This is a genomic window from Aquimonas voraii (assembly GCF_900101825.1).
Classification (GTDB): Bacteria; Pseudomonadota; Gammaproteobacteria; order Xanthomonadales; family Xanthomonadaceae; genus Aquimonas; species Aquimonas voraii.
Map to the genome: position 1 here is coordinate 213,829 of NZ_FNAG01000001.1, position 21,649 is coordinate 235,477.

Here is a 21,649-nt window from a genome sequence, read left to right on the forward strand (position 1 = left end):
CACGGCGGCGGTCATTCAAGGCGCAGCATCCTCACGGCGGTAGTCGAAGGACACCTGCACTTCGCAGTTCGCCTGGCCGGGAATCGGTGCGACCACTTTGAGCTCGCCGCGCATGGCTGTTTCGGAGACGACTTCCAGGGCGTAGGTGCCGCGCAATCCGTCCGAACCTGCGGGGGCGACAGCGCCGACCAGCCGATTCGGGGCCACCGGGACCCAGGCGGCGCCCGGCAGGGTGGCGCGTGCATCGAAGGGGCGCTCGAAGCGGACGTCGCCGCTGCTCGGCAGCGGCAGCTGCGACTGCAGCTGCGCATCGAGGCCCGCGGGGCAGTTCTTCGACCGTGCCGGCGCGAGCGTGAGCGACCAGCGACCGTCGCGCGGCTGCAGCGCATCCGGAAGCGCCGGGCAGGCACCCTCCGACGGGGCAGCCTCGCCCCCGAAGTAGGCGTGCAGTTCAGCCGGAGGACGGCGGGTGTCGTAGTACCACGTCCACTCGCCCGCACGATTGCGGAACACCGTGACCGTGTGGCCGGGGGCGTCGCCGATGAGCCCCAGGGCCGACAGCGCGAGATCGGCCTGCACGTGGGTGATCGGCAAGGTGCAGAAGCGGCAGCCGGCGTCGAGTTCGCACAGCGCCCAGCGCACGCCCTCGGCGCGGGCCTCGGTGACGGGAACACTGAACAGGGCCAACAGCAGCAGGGGGGCGAAAGGGGAGTTCGGACGGATGCGCATGGGGAGTCTCCTGTGCGGATCGCAAAAGTACGGCACGCGGACGCGTTTCGCGACAGCGGGGCGCCTGTGCAGCCGCGGCTGCGCGCGGCCGACGAGGGCCGGGCTCAATCCGAGGGCTGGGCTCAATCCGAAGGGAGGCGGCCGTCCGATGCGCTGCCGACTGTGCCTTGCCTGCGCTTCGACCTTCCAGCGGATGGAGGTGCGGCCGGCGCGCCGCAACCGCCGTCGGGGCCGCCGCCCTACGGGCGCTCATGCCTTGATCCGGGAGCGCAAGCTCTGCCGAGGTCCGTCCGATCGGACTCGGCCGCGCGGCGGCAGCCACGGCGCTGGGCTCGCACGCGCGGTCCGCCACGCTGACGCTCGACTCGCGGGCGCGTCTTCATGAGGGGGGGGCACGGCCAGTAGACTGCCCGGATGAGCCGATACCCTGGCCGGCGCGTGCGCTGGTTCCTGCCCTTGCTGATCCTGCCCGTGCTGGCCTATGGCGCCGCCTGCGCGATGCTCTACGGTGCACAGCGATCGCTGATCTACCATCCGCAGCCGCGGGCGCTCGCTGCAGGCGCGCATGAGGCCTGGCTGCAGTCGAAGGACGTGCCGATCCAGCTCAGCGTGCGCGAGCGGGCCGGCGCCGACGCCCTCATCTACTTCGGCGGCAACGCCGAAGACGTCTCGCTGACCCTGCCGCAGCTGGCGGCGACGTTTCCGGCGCATGCGCTCTACCTGCCACACTACCGCGGCTATGGCGGCAGCGGCGGCGAGCCCAGCGAAGCGGCGCTCGTCGCCGACGCGTTGACCGTGTTCGATCACGTCGCCGCGCGGCACGCGCGCGTGGCGGTGGTTGGCCGCAGCCTGGGCAGCGGTGTTGCGATGCAACTGGCCCGCCACCGCGCCGTCTCGCGCTTGGTGCTGGTGACGCCCTTCGACAGCCTCGTGGGCGTGGCTTCCGAACAGTTTCCCTGGATACCGGTGGACCTGCTGCTGGCGGACCGCTTCGACAGCGCCGCGGCGGCGGCCGAGGTCAGGGCACCGGTGGCCCTGCTGGTGGCCGCGCAGGACCGGCTGGTACGGCCCGAGCGGACCGCTGCCCTGCAGCGCGCCTTTGCGCCGAAGCAGGCCGAGCTGCGGGTGCTTGCGGGCGTCGACCACAACACGATCGGCCTGCACCCGGACTATGCCGCGGCGCTCTCGGCTGGAGTGCTGGGCACCCGCTGATGGGGCCGGGTGCGCTCACTCCCAGGTCAGGGTGACGCGGGGGTGGATGCGCTGTGTGGTGTAGAGGGCATGCGGCGCGTCGGCGTCATTCACCGGGTCGACATGGATGCCGATCATCATCGGCCCTGCCAGGCCGCTGCCCCAGTCGAGGGCAACCGCCGACTCGGTGATGAACAGCTTGGTGGGGGCATCCAGCCACGGCTGGATGAACGCGTGGCGCTTGCCCAGCTCGGGCAGGAATCTGCGGTTCTCGTAGAAGCCCGTTCGCTTGGGCAGCAGGCCATCGGCGGCGGAGGCGCTGGCCAAGGCGCGGGCATCCTCGGCCAACTGCAGCCAGTCCGCCTCGGGTGTCGCGGCAATACGCCAAGCGAAACCCTGCTGCAGGCTGGGGCCCTGTGTCGCGATCGTCGCGGCCAGCAGCAGGCACAGCAGATCAAGGCCCAACACCGGCAGCGGCCGCTCGCGCATGGCGGCGAGCCCCAGCCAGCCGACCAGCAGAGTCAGCATCAGCACGACTGCGGCGAGGGCGAACAGTGGCCCCAGCATCAGCACCGGCGTGACGAGGCCGATCGCGCCGCACAGCCAATCCCCGAAGCCCCCGCAGAAGCCCACGGCCAGGAGCAGCATCGCCGAACGGGAAGGGCGCCAGCCCCGCGCCGGGAGCCGCGCGTCGGGGGTATGCGAGTCGGGCGTCGACCCCATGCGCGCGTCAGGGCCGCCAGTTGGCATGCCGCTCCCAGAACGTCACGCTGCGCCGATAGGCCTCGCGGTCCAGCGGCACGCCGGAGCCGCCTTCTTCGACGCCGAGCGCATTGCGCATCATGGTGATCGGCACCATGGGGATCTCTTCGGGCTCCATCGTGTACAGGCAGCCGACGATGCCCCAGTCGGCCTGGATCGGCGTGCCTTCCTTCGCCATCTGCTCGCGGCTGTACAGAATCGGGACAAGGTAGTTCGCCACCGGCGGCTCGATGCCTTCGAACCAGCGCACCAGCACCGGCAGTTCGTCCTTGGTGCGCGCTTCATAGGCGCTGCGCAGGCGGTGGCGGTTGTCTTCGGTGATCGGCAGCACCGAGCCGCGGGTGGACGTCCAGTTGCGATGCACGTGAAGCTGACAGAAGGGCGCATAGCCCGCAATCACCTGCAGCGGCGCGTGCGAGTTCAGGTGCTCGACGAACTGCTCCGGCGTGCAGTCCTGGATGGCGGTGATGCGGCGATCGCGCGGGAACAGGCGCGCGCGGGCGAAGTCAGTGAGGACGATGGACATGCGTGACTCGGCGCAAAGGGGCGCTGCCTTATAGCGTCTCGTGGAGCGGTGGAGAAGCGCTGGCCTGCGCAGGCCCGGCAAAGCTGCGCAGACGTGATCCTGGCCTGCGCGTCGCATGCGCGCTCGGGGCGCTCCTCTGGCTGGGTGCACAAACGCTTGAGCGGCCACCGATCCCCGAAGGCCGTCCGATGGAGGGCGAGCGCTGTCGGGGCCGATTCAGTCTCCAGCCCTCGGATCGTGGATGGGCGTCGGTGCAAACGCCGAGACAGTGGCAAACTTTCGCCTCTGTCTCGGGTCCATGCTCCGTCTTGCGTACCCCTGCCTTTCCTCGCTGGAGCCTTTGATGAATCGCCTTTCCCGTCCGATTTTCCTGCTCGGCCTTCTCGCGCTCATCTCGACCGCTTCGGCCATGGACCTGCAGCGCTGCAACGGGCGCGTACTGAAGCTGGGCGATTGGGCGTCCGAGGCGCCGCGGCTCTGCGGCGCGCCTTTTCACGTGGACCGCTGGCAGGAGATCGCTTACGTCGACCTTGATGCCCACCGCAGCCTGCGCCAGCGCATCGAGTGGAACGAGGCCTACTTCGACCTCGGCGAGGGCAGCCTGCTGTTCCGCGTGCGCTCTCGCCAGGGCCGCATCGTCGCCATCGACACCCTTGAAAGACGCGGCGGCCCCGCGCAGCCCGGCGACTGTTCATTGGCCGCCCTGAAGCGCAGCCAGTCGGTCGGCGAAGTGGTGCACCGCTGCGGCCTGCCGGCTCAGCGCATCGATCTGGGCGTGGCTCTGGTTGATCAACGTGGACACGGTGAGGAAGCCAAGGACCTGCGCCATCAGCAGTGGCTGTATTCCGCCGGTGGCAATGAGACGCTCGTGATCGAACTGCACGAGGGACGGCTGGTTCGGGCTGGCCTGCGCTGAGCGCGGATGCCGGCCGGCTCCTGTGGCCTCGCCGCCGTGCCGGCCAGCGCCGGCAGCGGGCGGTGGCGCCCGCTCTGCGTCCGCCGGCAGCGCTCAGCGCGGTGGCGCGAGCGTCGACAGGGCGTGGTGCCGCCGGCGCAACGCTGTGCCGCGAATTCGTTCGCGATCGAAGCGTGCGGAGACTCAGCCCGTCGAGGCCGGCGTCGGCGTCGCGAGCAGCGGGAAACGGATCCAGAAGCAGGTGCCACCGCCTTCGGCGTCCTCGAACCACAGGCGACCGCCCATGCGGTCCACCAGCTCGCGACTGATCGCGAGGCCCAGTCCGGTGCCGGAGGAGTTGCGATGGTCGGTGGTGTCAGCCTGGGCGAAGCGCTGGAACACGCGCGCGCGGAAGGCTTCCGGGATGCCCGGCCCATGGTCACGCACGCCGATCAGGATGGCCTCGTCCTGTCGGGTCCAGTGGACCTCGACGGGCTTGCCGGGGGGGCTGAACTTGATCGCGTTCGACAGCAGGTTGACCAGCACCTGCGAGAAGCGCAGCGGATCCAGCAGCGCCTGGGGCGTGCCGTCCCCGGCGTTCAGCACGATGTCGACGCCGCGATCCGACAGATAGTCGCGGGTGCTGTCCACTGCGGCCTCTACCGCGGAGGCAAGGTCCAATGCCTCAGGGTTGAGCACGAGCAGGCCGCTGGCCAGTTTTTCGGCATCCAGCAGGTCGTTGATCAGCAGGCCCAGGCGCTTGCTGTTGCTTTGCGCGGACTTCAGCAGCTCCAGGGCGTCTTCGCTCAGCGCGCCGAGCACGCCGCTCGCCAGCAGACCCAGGGCGCCGGTGATCACCGTCAGAGGCGTTCGCAGTTCATGGCTGACGGTGGCGACGAAGGCGCTCTTGGCCTGTTCGGCGCGTCGGCTTTCGGTGATGTCGCGCGCCACGCTGAGGTAGCCGGTGATGGCGCCGGAGGACTCGCGCATGGCGGTCACCGTTTGCGAGACCTCGACCAGGACACCGCAGGCCCTGCGGTAATGCCACTCGCGGGTCTCGGCGCCGTCGAGCTCGGCGCGCAGAACGAGCGCGCGGAACGCATCGGCAGCCTGCGGGTGCGCTTTCTGAAGTTCGCCCGAGAGGCGCGCGAGCTCGTCGGCGTCGATGAGGTCGGTGAGTGACAGCTGCCCGACCACCGCATCGGCCGGGTAGTTGAGCATGCGCTCGGCGCCGGCATTGAAAAGAATGATCCGCCCCTGCGTATCGGTGGCGATGATCGACACCTCCGATGCTGCACGCAGCACGCTCTGCAGGGTCCTTGCCGTCTCGGCCAGGCGCGCGCGCTCGAGTTCCAGCGCGTTGCGATGCTCGGTGATTTCGGTGATGTCGATCGCGACCGCCAGCACCCCGACAACGCCGCTGGCATCGCGCTCCGGCAGCAGGCGCCACTGGGTGCGGCGCGCCGGCGCGCCCGCCGCGGCCTCAAGTTCGATCTCGAAATCGGCCGCGCGCCCGGCCAGCGCTTCGAGCACATGCCCGCGGATGTCCTGGGTGAAGGCGGGCCCCCAGATGCGCTCCATCGGAAGACCGACCAGGGTCGCGTCGGCCGCCATGAACCAGTCCGCGCTCGCGCGGTTGGCGACGCGACAGCAGAGGCTGCGGTCCCAGGCCGCGATCAGCAGGGGCACCGAGTCCAGCACCAGCTGCAGCTCGCGGCGGATGGATTCGAGCTCGCGCGTGCGTTCGCTGACCAGCGCTTCGAGACGCGCGTTGAAGTGGCGGAGCTTGCGCTCGGCTTCCTTGCGCGGGGTGACGTCATGGACGATGCAGGAATAGCCCGCGGGCCGGCCCTTGGTGTCGAGGATGGGGTTGCGCGAGAAGTGCACCTCGATCCGACGTCCGTCGCTGAGGTCGATGCTCTTCTCCAGCGCGTCTGCGCCGACCTCCAAGCCTGGCTGATCGATCACGCGGGCGAAGTCGCTGAGATAGCGCCCCATCGCCCGTCCGCTCTCGACGCCGAACACGCGTTCCGCCGCGGGATTCCAGGCAGCGATACGGCCGTCCGTTGCTTCCACGAACATGGCATCGGACGCGTGGTCGACGATCTCCGCCATGCGCTGCTGCTGCAGTCCAAGCTCGCGCCGGCGCTGTTTCGACTGATGTACGGCTTGTGCAAGCAGGGCGAGCAGCAGCGTCGTCAGCAGGCCCGCCACCAGGGTCTGAGGCGGGCTGCCCAGGTTGAGCGGGTCCGCGAAGCCCGCCGCTGCGCGCGCCTCGATGATCCAGTTGCGCCCGTAGATCAGCCGCTGCACGCTGGCCCGCTGGGCGGTCTCGGACACCGGCATCGCGGATTCGAACAGGGGGGCGCGTGAGCCGCTCGTGGCGGCATGGGCTTCGTCGATCACGCGCAGATGGGTGTTCGGCAGCTGTGCCACGATGCCGTCCAGCACCTCGCTCATCAGCAGGGGAGCATAGCTCCAGCCGAAGGCCAGACGTTCGCGCTCGTCCAGCGTGTCGGGGGTGCTGGCGCTCCGGTAGACCGGCATCAGCACCAGCAGGCCCTGTGCGGTTTCGCCGCTGGCCTGCACCAGGGTGATCGGTGCGGTCGCGATGGCGCGGCCCTCGCGCATTGCGCGCTCGGCGGCATGGCGGCGGTTCGCCTCCGAGCCGATGTCGAGGCCAACGGCCTGCAGGTTGCGCGCCACCGGCTCGATGAATTCGATGACGAAGTGCTCGCCCTCGTGCGGGGCGAGTTCGCGCACCGCGAAGTCCGGGCGCTGTTCGCGGGCGCGGTCCACGAAGGCCGCCAGCTGCTCGGGTGGCACGCGACGGATGAAGCCGAACCCGCGCGCGCCGCGGAATTCGAGATCGACATCGCGCGTTTTGGCGTAGCGCAGGAAGGTGGCGTGATCGAGGTCGGCCTCGCCGGCGATCACCACGGTGCCGCGGGCTCCGCGCAGGCCGTACTGGTAGAGCGTCATCCGTCGCAGCACCTCGTCGCCGGCGCGGGTCGCGGCCTCGTCGAGCGCGCGGTCGATCGCCTGCGTTCGGGCCTGCTCGTGCCAGCGCATGCCGAGCACGCTCAGCACGCCGCCCAACAGCAGCAGCCAGGGCAGGGGATGGCGCAGCCAAGGCGCGATCTCGGATGCTCTCATCGTGGGGTGTCGCCTTTCGAGTTCGTGGAGCCCTGCAGCTCGGCGGCGGCGCGTCGCAGCGCCTCGATGTCCAGCGCTTCGGCCAGAGGTATCAGCGCGCTCCATCCGGGCGTGTGCGCCTGCGCCTGACACAGGCGGCGCAGCGGTTTCAAGGCGTCGAGCCGGCCTTCCGACAGACTGTCGATGCAGGCTTGCAGTGCGTCCCAGGGGCTGCCGCTCGCTTCGCCGGTCGCCAATCCGCGCGAGGGCAGGGCCGGCCCACGCAGCTCACCCAGAAGCCGGGTCGATGCATCGATGGGCGCTTCTATCGGGGGCGAAAGGGCCTCGCAGGCGTGCTGCAGTCGCAGAGCATTGGCCTCGGGGGCAGCGGAGCGCGCCTCAAGTTCCGCGTCCGCGCTTTGGGGGCGTGGATAGCCGGACATCGCCGCCACCTCTCTCAATGCGTGTGCCTCGATACGCACGATCCTGGCGGCGGCAACCACCCGTCCCTCCGCATCCCTGACCGGCGAAAGCGTCATGAGGACGGTCAGTCTGCGGCCGTCCTTGTGCAGCCGTTCGGTCTTCAAGTTCTCGATGGCGTTGCCGGCGCGCATCGACGCCAGGATCTTGTCCTCCTGCTCGGCCAGTTCCGGCGGCAGCAGACGCGCGGTGGACTGCCCCAGCATGTCGTTTGATTGCCAGCCGAACAGACGCTCCGCGCCGCGATTCCAGCTGGTGACGATGCCATCGAGGGACTCACCGATGATGGCGTCCTGCGAGCTTTCGATGATCGCCGCAAGTCGCGCCTGTGCGAAGCGGAGATCGCGCAGCCTGCGTTCGCCGCGCTGGAACAGCAGGACCCCGGCGCCGGCCAGGCTCAGCATCAACAGCGCGAGTTTCAGGCTTTCCGCCCGGCTGCGTTGACGGGCGGCATCCATCAATGCTGTTGACGCGGCGATGCTGAGCTCCAGCAGGCCGGAGTCGCCGAGCTCGGGCGACAGCATCACCCGTTCCGTGGCGATCCAGTGCTCGCTTGCGTCCTGAAGGCGCTGCCAGCGCTGCACGCGCACTTCGTCGTCCGCCCGCGAGCTGCCCGCCAGCAGCGCGAACTCATCGCGCCAGCGGTGCGGGCGACCGAGGTCGAAGCCGTAGGTCTTGCCCAGGTCGGGGTGCACCACGAAATCGCCCGCGCCGGTGCTCAGGAAGATCTCGAAGCCGGCCGGCAGGTTGCTCAGCGCGGAGTTCATCCAGAGCGCCGCATCGATATTGACGACGATTGCGCCGAAGGTGCGGTCATCGTCGCCGCGCACCGGGCTGACCAGACGGAGCATGGCGCGATGCGGGGTCTCGATGACGCCGTGTTCCCGGTTCAGCGAGGGGCCGTCCACCCACACGCTGCCTGCCGGAATCTGCAGCCCGCGCTGCAGGTAGCTTCGGTCGCCCTTGGCCTGCAGGTCTTCCGCGGCGACGACTCTGATGCGATCGCCGTCGCGCTCCACCCGGACGAGCTCGAGGCCCTGATGGTCGACGCCGATCAGGCGCAGCTGCGAGACCAGCGGGTTCGAGGCCGCGTAGGCCGAGAAGATGTGCTGAAGCCGCTTGTGCCAAGCCTCGAGCGTCGAGCCGTCGAGCGGGTCCACGCCCTTGTGCTGCGATGCACGCACGATGCCCTGCACCGGCGGCATATCCATCAGCAGCAGGGTTTCGCTGCGCAGCTGCCGAAGCGTGCGCGTCAGTTCTTCGGCGCGGTTGCCCGCCACGCGCGTCAGCTCCGTGCGCAACTCCTGGTCGGCTTGCTGCTCTGCGCGTGAGCCCAGCACCCAGGCGCCCCCCAGGGCCAGGCACATCATCAGCAGCGCGAACGGCAGGGAAATGCTGAAGCGAGCGGGGCGGGAACCGGGCGGAGTAGGCGTTGAGGGCATCGTGGCGGACGTTCCGGCGGCGCGCATCCCTCCGCCCGGCGGGCGGCTTCCGGCCTGAGGTGCAATCGGCGTGCCGTCACGCCTTGACGACGGCCGCAGGCGCGCGGCGCCCTCGTCCAAGGGGCGATCGAACAGAACGCCCTGCAGGACAGCGCAGCCGATGTGCCGAGGTCGCTTCGCAAGCAGCCTGACGTGTCGCTCCGCAGGTGCGCAATTCGCTCAAGCCAGAGTGCGAGGCGCACCGTTGCGCCCATGTTGAACTCAAGTTGGAGTCCTCCAGCCAGCCCCCCGTGCATTGGACCCCACGGCAGCGGCCGTCGAGGGTCGTCCGCACCACGCGGAGGGCGTCTGTCTGCGGCACGAGCGAGGGGCCGGCCTATACCTCCTCGATCAACCGTCGCGGGCAGGCGCGATCAAGTCAGCGCCATGAGTCCGCAAGCCCGCAAGGCCGGGTTCATGCGGCTCTCCCTCCCAGCGCCGCCAGCAGATCGCGCGCGGCGCGCAGTCGCGAGGGCGCATCCGGCAGCTCCAGCTTGAGCTTGAGCTTGTCCGGCCCTTCCATCGCGAAAACGCGCGGCTGGCCCTGGATGAGCTTGATCATGTTCATCGGGTCGAGCTTGGGCTGCTTCTCGAACTGCACGCGGCCGCCGCGTTCGCCCATCTCCACTTTCTTGATGCCCAGCGCGGTGGCGTCGAGCTTCAGTTCTGTCACCGCGAACAGGTGCTTGGCCGGATCGGGCAGCAGGCCGAAGCGGTCGACCATCTCGACCTGCAGCTCGTGCAGGGCGTCGCGGTGTGGGGCGCTGGCGATGCGCTTGTACAGGGTGAGCCGCGTGTGCACGTCGGGCAGGTAGTCGTCGGGGATCAGCGCCGGGATGTGCAGGCTGACCTCGGCACCGTGATCGGTGTGGCCGTCCAAGTCGGGGATCTTGCCCTGCTTGATGCTGCGCACCGCGCGCTCCAGCAGCTCGGTGTAGAGGCTGAAGCCGACTTCGGCGATCTGGCCGCTCTGGCCTTCGCCCAGCAGCTCGCCGGCGCCGCGGATTTCCAGATCGTGGGTCGCAAGCGTGAAGCCTGCGCCCAGTTCCTCCAGCGAGGCCAAGGCTTCAAGGCGCTTCTCGGCATCCTTGGTGATCGCCTTGCGGTCGGGGATGACCAGATAGGCGTAGGCGCGATGGTGGCTGCGGCCGACGCGGCCGCGCAGCTGGTGCAGCTGGGCCAGGCCGAAGCGGTCGGCGCGGTTGATGATGATGGTGTTGGCGCTGGGGATGTCGATGCCGCTCTCGACGATCGTCGTGCACAGCAGCACGTTGAAGCGCTGGCGGTGGAAGTCGAGCATCACCTGCTCCAGCTCGCGCTCGGGCATCTGCCCGTGGGCGATGCGGATGCGCGCCTCGGGCACCAGCTCCAGCAGCTCGCGCTGCATGCGCTCGATGTTGTCGACCTCGTTGTGCAGGAAATAGACCTGGCCGCCGCGCGCGAACTCGCGCTGGAAGGCCTCACGCAGCTGGGCGGCGTCCCACTGCGCGATGAAGGTCTGTACCGCCAGACGATGCGCCGGCGGGGTGGCGATGATGCTGAGATCGCGCAGTCCGCTCATGGCCATGTTCAGCGTGCGTGGAATCGGTGTGGCGGTCAGCGTCAGCAGATGCACCTCGGCGCGCATGGCCTTGAGCGCTTCCTTCTGGCGCACGCCGAAGCGCTGCTCTTCGTCGACGATGACGCAGCCGAGGTCCTTGAACTTGACGTCGGCCTGCAGCAGGCGATGGGTGCCGACGATGACGTCGATCTTGCCTTCGGCCAGCTTCTCCAGCTCGGCCTTGATCTCCTTCGCGGTCTTGAAGCGCGACAGCACCTCGACGCGGATCGGCCAGTCGGCGAAGCGGTCGCGGAAGTTGCGGTAGTGCTGTTCGGCCAGCAGGGTGGTCGGCACCAGCACCGCCACCTGGCGGCCGCTCATCGCGGTGGCAAACGCCGCGCGCACGGCGACCTCGGTCTTGCCGAAGCCGACATCGCCGCAGACCACGCGATCCATCGGCAGGCTGGACTGCAGGTCGGTCAGCACGGCCTCGATGGCCTGCAGCTGGTCGGGGGTTTCCTCGAAGGGGAAGCCGGCGGCGAACTGCTCATACTGCGGGCGATCGATGTCGATCGCGAGACCCTGTCGCGCCTGCCGCTTTGCCTGGATCTCCAGCAGCTCGGCGGCGACATCGCGGACCTTCTCGGCGGCCTTGCGCCGGGCCTTCTCCCAGGCCTCGCCGCCCAGCGAATGCAGTGGCGCCATCTCCGGCGAAGCGCCGGCGTAGCGGCTGACCAGATGCAGCTGCGCCACCGGCACGTAGAGCTTGTCGCCCTTGGCGTACTCGATGGCGAGGAACTCGGTCTTGCTGCCGCCGACGTCCAGCACTTCCAGCCCGCGGTAGCGGCCGACGCCGTGATCCTCGTGAACAATCGGCGCGCCGATTTCGAGCTCGCCCAGATCGCGGATGATCGCCTCGGGTTCGCGTCCCGCGCGCTTGCGCCGGCGCGGCTGGGCGGCGCGTTCGGGGTAGAGCTGGCGCTCGGTCAACACGCACAGCGCGGGCTCGACGATGCTGAAGCCGTCTTCGAGCGCCGCCACGGTGATGGCGTAGCGCGGGCCGTCGGCGGCGGCAAAGGCCGACCAGTCGGCCACCGTGGCCGGCTTGAGATCCAGCGCGCCGAGCTGCTCGATCAATGCCTCGCGCCGGCCGGCGGAGTCGGCGGCGATCAGCACCCGGCCTGGGTAGCTCGACAGCAGGCTGCGCAGCGCGCTACCGCTGGGCTCGTTCTGGCGGGTGATCGGCGTGGCCGGCGCGGGCGCATCGCCCAACTCCAGGGCTTCGTTGAAGCGCGGATGCGCGCTGCCGCAGACCTCGATGCGGCGCACGCCGTTGAGCTTCTGGCGCAGGGCCTCCGGCGCCAGGAAAAGTTCCTCCGGCGGCAGCAGCGGGCGTTCGATGTCGTGACGGCGCTGCTCAAAGCGCTCGCTGGCTTGTTTCCAGAATGCGTCTGCCGCATCCAAAGCGCCTTCGCCCAAGAGGCACAGCGCATCGGCGCCCAAGTAGTCGAACAGGCTCGCGGTGTCGTCGAAGAACAGCGGCAGGTAGTACTCGATGCCGGCGGCGGCACCGCCCTCCTTCATGTCCTGGTAGAGCGGGCAGCGCCGCGGGTCGATCGGGAAGCGCTCGCGCAGCGTGGCGCGGAAGCGCTTCGAGGCGGCTTCGTCCAGCGGAAACTCGCGTGCCGGCAAGAGGCGCACTTCCGTGACCTTGTGCAGGCTGCGCTGGCTCTCGGGGTCGAAGGTGCGGATCGAGTCGATCTCGTCGTCGAGCAGCTCGATGCGATACGGCTCGGGGCTGCCCATGGGGAAGATGTCGAGCAAGGCACCGCGCACCGCGAAGTCACCCGGGTCCAGCACCTGCGGCACGTTGCGGTAGCCGGCGGATTGAAGTCTGAGCTTCTCGGCATCGAGGTCGAGGCGCTGGCCGTTCTTCACCACCAGCGAGCTGCCGCTGATGAAGCTGACCGGCGCCAGCCGCTGCATCAGCGTACCGATCGGCACCACCAGCACTCCGCGCTGCACGCCGGGCAGGCGGTAGAGCGTGGCGATGCGCTGGCTGACGATCTCGGCGTGCGGGCTGAAGGGGTCGTAGGGCAGGGTTTCCCAGTCGGGGAAATGCAGCACCGGCAGCCCGCGCGCGAACACGGCGAGCTCGGCTTCCAGCGATTGCGCATGGAAGCTGTCGCGGGTGATCGCGATCAGCAGGCCGCTGTGGCGGCTGGCGGCTTCGGCGACGGCCAGCGCAAGCGCACTCGGGCTGGCAGGTGCGCGCCAGTAGGCACGCTGCTGGCCGGCAGCCGGCAGGGGCGGGGAGAGCAGGGCGGGAGCGGTTGTCGGGGCGTTCAATGCGGTATCCGGGCGGGGGCAGGGCCATGGCAGGCCGCTGCGCGCGGGAAAACCCGTGATTCTAGACCCGCCTGCCCGGGGCGAAGTGTGCAGGCCGGTCGCGCTAGACTTCGCCGGCCGTCCTTCTGCAGACCACGCCATGGGCAACGATACCGACCGCCAGCAGCTGACCCGGCTCCTGCGTGCGTGGAGCGCCGGCGAGCCGCCGGCGGCCGAGGCCGTGCTGGAAATTGTCTATGACCGCGTGCGCCAGCTCGCCGCCAACAAACTGCGTGCGAATCCGGCAAACGGCATCGAGCCCACCGAACTCGCGAATGAGCTGGTCATCAACCTGCTGGAAGCGCACGTCGACTGGGTCGACCGCGTGCACTTCTTCCGCACGGTCGCCGTGGCCATGCGCAACCTGCTCTGCGATATGGGTCGCAAGCAGCTGGCGGCCAAGCATGGCGGTGGTCAGCTGCGGGTGACTTTCCGTGCCGCCGAGAGCGAGCCTGCCCCTGACTTCGGCGTGGCGGAGTCGCTGCACGAGGCCCTGCTGGAGCTGCGCGCGAATGATCCGCGCAAGGCCGATGTGGTCGAGTTGAGCTACCTCGTCGGGCTCGAGCACGAGGAGGTCGCCAAGGTGCTGGGCGTGTCGCTGGCCACGGTCAACCGTGACCTGCGTTTCGCTCGCGCCTTCCTGCGTGATCGCATGCAGTCCTGAGCCCTCGACCGTAGCCTGCCGAGCCGCGGGCAGCAGCGTTTGGCAACCCTCTTGACCCGGCGGTTTCAGCCCTCGGGCGGCAGTGCTTCCCAATCGCCATGGCGCAGCTGCTCAAGGCCGGCAAAGCGCCGCTTGTAGTCCATCTTGGGGTGGCCCTGCAGCCAGAAACCGAGGTAGACATGAGGCAGGCCGAGTTCGCGTGCCCACTCGATCTGCTGGAGGATGGCCCAGGTACCCAGGCTGCGCGCCGGCTCGTCGGGTTCGAAAAAGGTATAGACGGCCGACAGTCCGTTCGGCAGCAGATCGCTGACCGCGATGCCCAGCAGCCGCCCGTCCTTGCCCTCGAAGCGCAGGAAGCGCGTCGGGCTCCATGGGGCCGAGAGAAAGCCGTCGAAGTCCTCGGGGCGCGGCTCGTCCATGCCGCCCTTGGGGTGGCGGCTGCGCAGGTAGCGCTGGTACAGCGCGAATACCGCGTCGCTGCGCTCCGGCGGCGAATCGACCAAGCGGAGATCGACATTGCGCTGCAGGCAGCGCCGCTGGCTGCGGTTGGGCAGGAAGGCCGCCACATCGATGCGCACCGGCACGCAGGCCATGCAGCTCGCGCACTGCGGCCGATACACATGCCCCCCCGAACGGCGAAAGCCCTGCGCCAGCGCCGCCGGGTAGACCGTGGGCAGGGCGCGGCTGTCGGGGTCGAGCACGATGTCGCGTGCGCGCCGCTCGGGCCAGTAGCCGCAGGCGTGTTCGGCGGTCTGGTAAATGCGGATCGAGCCGGCGGCGGTCATGCGGCGAGGTGTTCCGTGGAGTGGGGCTCAGCCGGTTGGAGTGGCGGTCAGCAGGCCGATGCCGAGCGCCACGAGGCCAAGCAGCATGCCCGCCAGCATGCTCCAGATCGCATAGCGGCGCTCCTCCATGCGTTCCAGTTCGGCGCGGCCGGGGTCGCGGCGACGCTCGATTTCGTGGCGACGCTCCAGCAGCCGCGGCAGCCAAAGCAGATTCATGGCGCCCACGGCGGCCATCATCACGATGAACACGATGCCAGGCGCCACCGGATCGCCCTCGAGGCCGGCAAAGAACATGCCGGCGGCGAACAGCACGACCACGGCGATGGCGACCGCGGAGTAGCGCGTGAGCGAGCGCTTCTCCTCCTCGTCGATGGCGGTAATCCAGTAGCGGCGCACGCCGAAGACCACGCCGGCGATGCCGGCGACCAGGGCGAACAGCGCGCTGCCGGCAGCGCCGATCAGCAGCTTGCCCGCGCCCTTGCCGGCGCTGGCGCCGCCGAAGAGAAGTTTTGACAGGCCCTTGCTGCCGCCACCGGCCGCCAGACCTGCTTTCTTGCTGGCGAACAGGCCGCCGGCTGCCGTCGCCGCCATCGCGGCGCCGGGCGCCATCGACAGTCCGCCCACCACGAGTGCGGTGAAGGCAACGCCTGGCGCAGTGCTGCAGGCGAACTCGCCGATCCGCTTCAGCATGTCGGCGCGCAGTGAGTCGCGGGCGCGCTGCAGGCGTTTGCGCACCGCGGCGTCCTGCATGCCCAGCAGTTGCGCGACCTGCTTCGAACTCTGGCCCTCGCGGTAGTAGATCAGCAGGATCTCGCGGGTGTCCTCGGGCAGCTCGTCGATCAGCTCGGCGACGATCCGCTCCTCGTGCTGGCGCGACAGCAGTTCAGGCGCGTCGGGCGTGGGGTCGGCCACCACCGCCAGGATGTCGTCCATGTCGCCGTTGTAGCGCTTCTCGCTGGCGCGCCGACGCAGGTGGTCGCGGGCGAGGTTGCGGGTGATCTGGCGTAGCCAAGGCAGGAAGCTGCCTGAGCTGCGCAGCTGTGGCAGGTTGTTCCAGGCGTTGATGAAGGCGTCCTGGGCGATGTCCTGGCTGGTGGGCACATCGCGGACGATGGCCAGCGCGATTGCCGAGATCGAATTCTGGCAGGCGGCGACAATGCGCCCGAAAGCGGCGCGGTCGCCATTCTGCGCGCGCGGCAGGTGTTCTGAGATGACCAGGTCCAGGGTTTCGGTGTTCATGCGCAGCCAGCGAGGAGGAAGACGGCAGCCCGGGACGTGGCCGCCGGCGCCGTGTGACAGGCCGCCATGCTCGGCGGCCGGAGCTCCGCTGGCAAGCGTGCCGTCCGGGCGTCGCTGCTGGGCTGCCGAATCTCGCCGGCGCGACTGTCGCAAGTCACGCAGGGCCACCGCACCCGGCCGACATGCGGCGGAACTCGAATGACGCCTGAACGCGCTCTTTCGCGTTTGGAACAGTGCGACCACATTGAGGTAATTCCTCAGGCATGCATCGGAACGTGCCATCCGGAAGTGGATGGAACGAATCGTGCATAAGGGCAGCCCAAGGCGAAAGCCGGGCCAAATCCTTGACGTTGCCGCAGGGCTCGCGAGCGAACGGCTTCCGGAACCGCCTTCGTACCTAAAACCATCGGTGAACATAATGAGCAAGCGAAAAGCAGAAGCCGCGGCCAACGAAGCCGCTGACCTCCAAGCCGGCGAAATGCCGGCGGGAACCTCCCGTCTGGACGAACTGCTGGGCCTGTCCCTGCGCCGTGCCGAGTCGGCCGCTTCGGAAGTTCTGGCCGCGCAGCTGAACGCGCACGACAGCACGCCCACCCGCATGATGGCGCTGATGATCGTGGCCGAACGCCCGGGCCTGAAGCTGGTCGATCTGGCGCGCGCGCTGGGCATCGCCCGTTCCGGCGCGGTCGTTCTGGTCGACGAGTTGGAGAACCGTGGCCAGGTCAAGCGTCGCCCGATGCCTGGCGATCGTCGCGCGCACAGCCTGGTGGCGACGCCGCGCGGCCTGAAGGTGCTGGAGAAGCTGGTCGACGTGGCCAAGGCCTCCGACGACAAGGTCTTCGAAGTGCTGGGGCCGCGTGATCGCCAGACCCTGCTGAAGCTGCTGTCGAAGATCGCGCCGCTGCCGGCGGCCTGATCCCGACAGCGATGCGCCCGGCCGGGAAGCCCGGTCGCGTCGAGATGGAATCGCGAGGCGGCGCCAATGGCGTCGCCTCGCTGCTTTTGGGGAGCGCCGGAGGTCGATGTCCTCGCGAGCAGCGTATGGTGCGGGATTCAGTGAATTGGCCCGAGCCGAAGTGCGGACGTCTCAGCCGTCACCGAGCATCCAGCGAACGAAGTTGAGCGACGCCAGCACCACGACCACGATCAGCAGCGCGAGGCGGACTTTGCTGGCCGTCGAGACACGTTTCTTTTCAAGAGTCAACGGGGTGTTATGACCTCCAAGGGCCAAGGCTGACTCTCTGCGTTCTGTTTCCAGAAGACCCGCGTCAGCCATCACCTGCCGAGCGCGGGTGATGTCATCCCCGTGCACGATCCACAGCGCGGACTCCGTGGCGTTGTCGTCGGTGAAGCTGAAGCTGCGGCGACGGTTGCCCTTGTAGGAGCGCGGCTGGCTGATGTGGGTCTCGATGCCATGCTCGGCGAGCAGGCGCGCCACCCCCTCGACGTTTTCCAGCCGGCGCGAGCGGAAGATCTGGCGCATGCCTCAGCCCTCCTTCTCGACCAGGCGGATCAGCCCTTCCTGCGCGGTCGAGGCCACCAGCACGCCTTCGCGGGTGTAGAAGCTGCCTCGCGCCAGGCCGCGTGCGCCGTGGGCGCTGGGGCTGTCGCAGGCGTAGAGCAACCACTGGTCGACGCGGAACGGGCGGTGGAACCACATCGCGTGGTCGAGACTGGCCATATGCATGTCGCGCGACAGGTAGGACATGCCGTGCGGGAAGGTGCTGGTACCGATCAGATGGAAGTCCGACACGTAGGCCAGCAGGCTGCGGTGCAGGATCGGATCGTCCGGAATCTGGTCGATCAGCCGCACCCAAACCTGGTTGTAGGGCGGACGTTTGGCGGGGTGCAGCTCGTCGCGCGGATACACCGAGCGGAACTCGAAGGGCCCGCTGCGGGTGAGCCAGCGCTGGGTGATCGCCGGCAGCTGCGCCAGCGCTTCGGCCGAGATCGGCGACGGCGGATCGATGTCTTCGGGCTTCGGCACGTCCGGTGCCGAGATCTGATGGTTCACCCCGTCCTCGGGGCGATGGAAACTGGCCGAAGCGACGAAGATCGGCTGGCCGTGCTGGATTGCCGTGACCCGGCGCACCGAGAAGCTGCCGCCGTCGCGCGAGTTCTCGACCTGGTAGACGATCGGATGCTCGATGTCGCCGGCGCGCAGGAAATAGGCGTGCAGCGAGTGCAGGGCGCGCTCGGCGGTGACGGTCTGCTGGGCCGCCGACATCGCCTGGCCCAGCACCTGGCCACCGAACACGCGCCGCGTACCGATGTCGCGGCTCTCGCCGCGGAACAGGTTGACTTCAAGGCGCTCCAGGCGGAGCAGGTCGATCAGTTCCGATACCAGAGGATGCATGGGGCGGGCTGCAGCTGGGTTGGCCGCGGAGTATACGGCCCCGCCTGTCGAGCCCCGGTTCAGTCCCCGGCCGCGGTTGCGGCGATTCGCGCAAGTGGAAGATCGGCGAGCACCTTGCTCCACGGGAACAGCGGGCCCGGATCGCGCTTGCGGAACACGAGGCGGCTCGGGTCATCGCTGGCCGGCACCTGCTCGGTGTCGAGGTCCTCGTGGCCCGCGATCTCGCGCAGGTTCGGCAGTCGGACCTGCAGCTCGCGCAGCAGCGCGCGCAGGGCGGCGATCTGCTCGGCGGGGTAGGGCTGGTCCATGCGCTGGCTGCCGCTGGCCAGCCAGTCCGGATAGCGCCCGCGGTTGACCAGCTCGATGCCGACCGAGCGCGCGTTGTGGCCGCGCACGTGGTGGGCGACGCGGTCCAGCGGCACCCACACGTGTACTTGGCCGTCGCGGTCGATGTAGAAATGGCCGCTGTTGCCGGTGCCGCTGGGATAGAGCACGCGCTCGCCGGCGACGCGCGCCTCGGCAAGGTCCGGCAGCTCGGTGCAGTGGATGACGACCAGCTCGATCGACTCGACTGGACGCGCTTCGAGTTTCTCGATGTAGGCAAGCGGCGCCACGTTCCAGGCAGGATCAGTCGGGGGCAGATCGGGCGTCATCGACAGCGTTCCAGGGCGCGCTCCGCAAGGCCGGAAGCGGGCTGCATGCTACCATCCGGCCCCATCTCGAAAGCCCGCCGCAGGGCGCTGGAACCCGCATGAGCCCTCGCGGCCACGTCATCCTCTCGCATGGGCTGGAGAGCGGCCCGCAGGCCACCAAGGTCACCGCGCTGGCCGCCGCCGCAGAAGCCCTGGGCTGGACCAGCGAGCGCCCCGACTACCTCGATCTCGACGCCACCCGCGATGTCGCGCGCCTGCCGGATCGGTTGGCGCGCCTGCTCGGGTGTTGTCGCGCGGCGCTCGCCGCGGGCCGCGGCCCGCTGGTGCTGGCGGGCTCAAGCATGGGCGCCTTCATCTCGGCGCTCGCCTCGCTGGAGGTCGACGTGCGCGGTCTGTTCCTGCTGGCGCCGCCGGTGCGTATTGCCGGGTATCGCGATCTTGATGCGGCGCGCGTGCCGACGTCGATCCTCCACGGCTGGCGCGACGAACTGATTCCCGCGGCTGACGTCGTGACCTGGGCCGCGCCGCGCTGCGATGAGCTGACGCTTGTCGACGACAGCCACCGTCTCGCCGAGCACGTCGAGTACGGCGCGCAGGCCTTCGCACGCTTTCTGGAGCGACTGTCGTGAGCGAGTCCGAAAGCCGCCGTTACTTCGCGACCTGCCCGAAAGGGCTCGAGTACCTGCTGGTCGACGAGCTGAAGGCGCTGGGCGCCGAGGGCGTGCGCGAGGCCCTGGCTGGCGTCTACTTCGAGGGCCCAGTCGAGATCGCCTACCGGGCCTGCCTGTGGTCGCGGCTGGCCAGCCGCATCCTGCTGCCGATCGCCGAGTTCGCCTGCGCCGATGAAGAGGCCCTGTATTCGGGCGTGCAGGCCATCGACTGGCGCACCCACCTGCGCGCCGACGGCACGCTCGCGGTCGACGCCAGCCTGGTGCAGTCGCAGCTGAAGCACGCGCGCTATGCCGAGCAGAAGACCAAGGACGCCGTCGTCGACCAGTTCCGCCAGGCCAGCGGCCAGCGGCCTTCGGTCGATACCGATCAGCCGGATCTGCGCATCAACCTGTTCGTGAAGCGCGACCGCGCCACCGTGTCGATCGATCTGTCAGGCGACGCGCTGCACCGCCGCGGCTGGCGGCTGGAGCAGGGTGCGGCCCCGATCAAGGAGAACCTCGCCTGCGCGGTGCTGATCCGTGCCGGCTGGCCGCAGCGCATGCGGGACCAGGCCCTGTTCGATCCGCTGTGCGGCAGCGGCACCCTGCTGATCGAAGGCGCCCGCATGGCCGCCGACATCGCGCCGGGCCTTGAGCGCGATTACTACGGGTTTCTGGGCTGGCTGGGCTTCGACGCGGTGCTCTGGCAGGGCCTTTTGGACGAAGCCCGCGAGCGCGCGCGGATCGGCCGCGAGTCCTTGTCGCCGCGTTTCTTCGGCTCGGATGCCGACCGTCGGGTGATCGAAGCGGCGCGTGCCAATGCCTCCGTGGCCGGCGTCTCGGCCTTCGTCCGATTCGATGTGCGCGCGCTCGAGGACATCAGTGAGGCGCCCGCGCCGAAAGGCCTGGTGGTGAGCAATCCGCCCTATGACGCGCGTCTCGCCGCCGACCCCGGCCTGTACCGCGCGCTGGGTGCGCTGCTGCGCGGGCCCTGCCGCGCCTGGGCGGCGGGATTCATCGTCGCCGACGAGGCGCCGGGCCAGGCCATCGGCCTGCGCGCCGAGAAGCGCTATGCGCTGTACAACGGCGCCATCGCCTGTTCGCTGCTGCGCTTCGCGCCGGTGGCCGAGCAGCCCGAGCGCGCCCCGGCGCTGCCGAAAGAGCTCACGGCCGGCGCCGAGATGGTGGCCAACCGCCTGCGCAAGAACCTGAAGAAGCTCTCACCCTGGCTGAAGCGCGAGGGCGTCAGCTGCTACCGCGCCTACGATGCCGACCTGCCGGAGTATTCGGCGGCGATCGACGTGTACACGGCGGCTGACTCTGCGCCGGTCGAGGACCGCGGCGTCTGGCTGCACGTGCAGGAATACCAGGCCCCGCGCGAGATCCCCGAAGAGACCACGCGGCGGCGCCTGTCGGAGCTGCTGCAGGCGGCGATGGCGGTGTTCGAGCTGCCGCGCGCGCGCATCGCGCTCAAGACCCGCGCCCCGCAGACCCGCAGCACCCGCTACCAGAAGCAGGACCTGCGCGGGCACTGGCTGCCGGTCGAGGAGGACGGCCTGAAGCTGCAGGTCAACCTGTTCGACTATCTCGACACTGGCCTGTTCCTCGACCATCGCCCGGCGCGGCGGCTGATCCGCCAGCAGGCGCGCGGCAAGCGCGTGCTCAACCTGTTCTGCTACACCGGCGTGGCCAGCGTGCATGCGGCGGCCGGCGGGGCGGCCTCGACCACCAGCGTCGACCTGTCGACGACCTATCTGGAGTGGGCCGCGCGCAACCTCGGCATGAACGGTTACACCGGCGAGCGTCATCGCTTGATCCAGGCCGATGTGCTGGCCTGGCTGGCGCAGAACCGCGAGCGCTTCGAGCTGATCTTCTGCGACCCGCCGACCTTCTCGAACTCCGCGCGCGCGGCGGATTTCGACATGCAGCGCGACCACGCCCGCCTGATCCGCCTGTGCATGGATCGGTTGGCGCCCGGCGGCCAGCTGCTGTTCTCCAACAACTACCGGCGCTTCCGCATGGACGCCGGGATCGAGGCCGACTTCCAGGTCGAGGAGATCGGCCCCGCATCCGTGCCGCCGGACTTCGCCCGCGACCTGAAGATCCACCGGGCCTTCTGGATCCGCTGATCCCGATGCAAATTGCCGCCGCCAGGTTCACCGTGGCGGCGGTGTT

Annotated in this window: 17 protein-coding genes; 6 read left to right on the plus strand and 11 right to left on the minus strand. The window is 69.3% G+C overall.

The window, feature by feature from the left end:
- Positions 1–15 precede the first annotated feature (15 nt).
- Entirely contained in the window at positions 16–729 is a 714-nt protein-coding gene (locus BLP83_RS00900; RefSeq protein WP_091237712.1) for a hypothetical protein, read from the minus strand.
- A 414-nt stretch (positions 730–1,143) separates the two neighbouring features.
- Between BLP83_RS00900 and BLP83_RS00905 the strand changes: the two genes are divergently transcribed.
- The gene (locus BLP83_RS00905; protein WP_143006509.1) at positions 1,144–1,941 is read left to right on the plus strand and encodes an alpha/beta hydrolase; all 798 of its coding nucleotides are present in this window, start codon (positions 1,144–1,146) and stop codon (positions 1,939–1,941) included.
- Between the two features lie 15 nt (positions 1,942–1,956).
- Here BLP83_RS00905 and BLP83_RS00910 read toward each other — a convergent pair whose 3' ends face one another.
- Both BLP83_RS00910 and BLP83_RS00915 read right to left on the minus strand, forming a co-directional pair.
- Positions 1,957–2,568, minus strand: coding sequence for a hypothetical protein (locus BLP83_RS00910; protein ID WP_091237719.1), 612 nt, complete (start codon positions 2,566–2,568; stop codon positions 1,957–1,959).
- 82 nt (positions 2,569–2,650) lie between these two features.
- Positions 2,651–3,208 (minus strand): DUF3228 family protein, encoded by a 558-nt coding sequence (locus BLP83_RS00915; RefSeq protein ID WP_091237722.1) that lies wholly within the window; start codon positions 3,206–3,208, stop codon positions 2,651–2,653.
- A gap of 343 nt (positions 3,209–3,551) precedes the next feature.
- On the opposite strand from BLP83_RS00915, the gene BLP83_RS00920 reads away from it, so the two are divergent.
- Entirely contained in the window at positions 3,552–4,124 is a 573-nt protein-coding gene (locus BLP83_RS00920) for a hypothetical protein (protein WP_091237724.1), read from the plus strand.
- 183 nt (positions 4,125–4,307) lie between these two features.
- On the opposite strand, the gene BLP83_RS00925 is transcribed toward BLP83_RS00920, so the two are convergent.
- From BLP83_RS00925 to mfd, 3 genes are all read right to left on the minus strand, one after another.
- Positions 4,308–7,259 (minus strand): CHASE domain-containing protein, encoded by a 2,952-nt coding sequence (locus tag BLP83_RS00925; RefSeq protein WP_176763952.1) that lies wholly within the window; start codon positions 7,257–7,259, stop codon positions 4,308–4,310.
- Positions 7,256–9,088, minus strand: a complete 1,833-nt coding sequence (locus tag BLP83_RS00930; protein WP_176763953.1) for a PAS domain-containing protein — start codon at positions 9,086–9,088, stop codon at positions 7,256–7,258. Before BLP83_RS00930 ends, BLP83_RS00925 begins: the two co-directional genes overlap by 4 nt.
- A 526-nt stretch (positions 9,089–9,614) precedes the next feature.
- A complete protein-coding gene (gene mfd, locus BLP83_RS00935) occupies positions 9,615–13,088 on the minus strand; it encodes a transcription-repair coupling factor (protein ID WP_245679925.1) in 3,474 nt (1,157 codons plus the stop codon).
- A 139-nt stretch (positions 13,089–13,227) separates the two neighbouring features.
- Here mfd and BLP83_RS00940 point away from each other — a divergent pair, with 139 nt between their 5' ends.
- Positions 13,228–13,791, plus strand: coding sequence for an ECF-type sigma factor (locus BLP83_RS00940; protein WP_091237735.1), 564 nt, complete (start codon positions 13,228–13,230; stop codon positions 13,789–13,791).
- A 65-nt stretch (positions 13,792–13,856) separates the two neighbouring features.
- Here BLP83_RS00940 and BLP83_RS00945 read toward each other — a convergent pair whose 3' ends face one another.
- On the minus strand, positions 13,857–14,576 hold the full coding sequence (locus BLP83_RS00945; protein ID WP_091237738.1) for an arginyltransferase: 720 nt from the start codon (positions 14,574–14,576) through the stop codon (positions 13,857–13,859).
- Between the two features lie 27 nt (positions 14,577–14,603).
- Positions 14,604–15,815 carry an RNA polymerase sigma factor gene (locus BLP83_RS18545; protein WP_176763954.1) on the minus strand — a complete coding sequence of 404 codons (1,212 nt, stop codon included), beginning with the start codon at positions 15,813–15,815 and terminating at the stop codon, positions 14,604–14,606.
- Positions 15,816–16,233: 418 nt separating this feature from the next.
- Here BLP83_RS18545 and BLP83_RS00955 point away from each other — a divergent pair, with 418 nt between their 5' ends.
- Positions 16,234–16,731 carry a MarR family winged helix-turn-helix transcriptional regulator gene (locus tag BLP83_RS00955; protein WP_176763955.1) on the plus strand — a complete coding sequence of 166 codons (498 nt, stop codon included), beginning with the start codon at positions 16,234–16,236 and terminating at the stop codon, positions 16,729–16,731.
- Positions 16,732–16,902: 171 nt separating this feature from the next.
- Here the strand turns inward: BLP83_RS00955 and BLP83_RS00960 are convergent, their stop codons facing one another.
- Genes BLP83_RS00960 through BLP83_RS00970 form a run of 3 tightly spaced genes read right to left on the minus strand, consistent with a single transcriptional unit; the run spans position 16,903 to position 18,824 of the window.
- The gene (locus tag BLP83_RS00960; protein WP_091237744.1) at positions 16,903–17,298 is read right to left on the minus strand and encodes a hypothetical protein; all 396 of its coding nucleotides are present in this window, start codon (positions 17,296–17,298) and stop codon (positions 16,903–16,905) included.
- A 3-nt stretch (positions 17,299–17,301) separates the two neighbouring features.
- Positions 17,302–18,171: an acyl-CoA thioesterase II gene (gene tesB, locus BLP83_RS00965; protein WP_091237748.1), complete on the minus strand. Its 870-nt coding sequence runs from the start codon at positions 18,169–18,171 to the stop codon at positions 17,302–17,304.
- Positions 18,172–18,230: 59 nt separating this feature from the next.
- Complete coding sequence (locus BLP83_RS00970) at positions 18,231–18,824, minus strand: N-acetylmuramoyl-L-alanine amidase (protein WP_091237751.1); 594 nt, start codon at positions 18,822–18,824, stop codon at positions 18,231–18,233.
- A gap of 98 nt (positions 18,825–18,922) precedes the next feature.
- On the opposite strand from BLP83_RS00970, the gene BLP83_RS00975 reads away from it, so the two are divergent.
- On the plus strand, positions 18,923–19,453 hold the full coding sequence (locus BLP83_RS00975) for an alpha/beta family hydrolase (protein WP_091237754.1): 531 nt from the start codon (positions 18,923–18,925) through the stop codon (positions 19,451–19,453).
- Positions 19,450–21,603, plus strand: coding sequence for a bifunctional 23S rRNA (guanine(2069)-N(7))-methyltransferase RlmK/23S rRNA (guanine(2445)-N(2))-methyltransferase RlmL (gene rlmKL / locus BLP83_RS00980; protein ID WP_091237756.1), 2,154 nt, complete (start codon positions 19,450–19,452; stop codon positions 21,601–21,603). Before BLP83_RS00975 ends, rlmKL begins: the two co-directional genes overlap by 4 nt.
- The last annotated feature ends 46 nt before the right edge of the window (positions 21,604–21,649 follow it).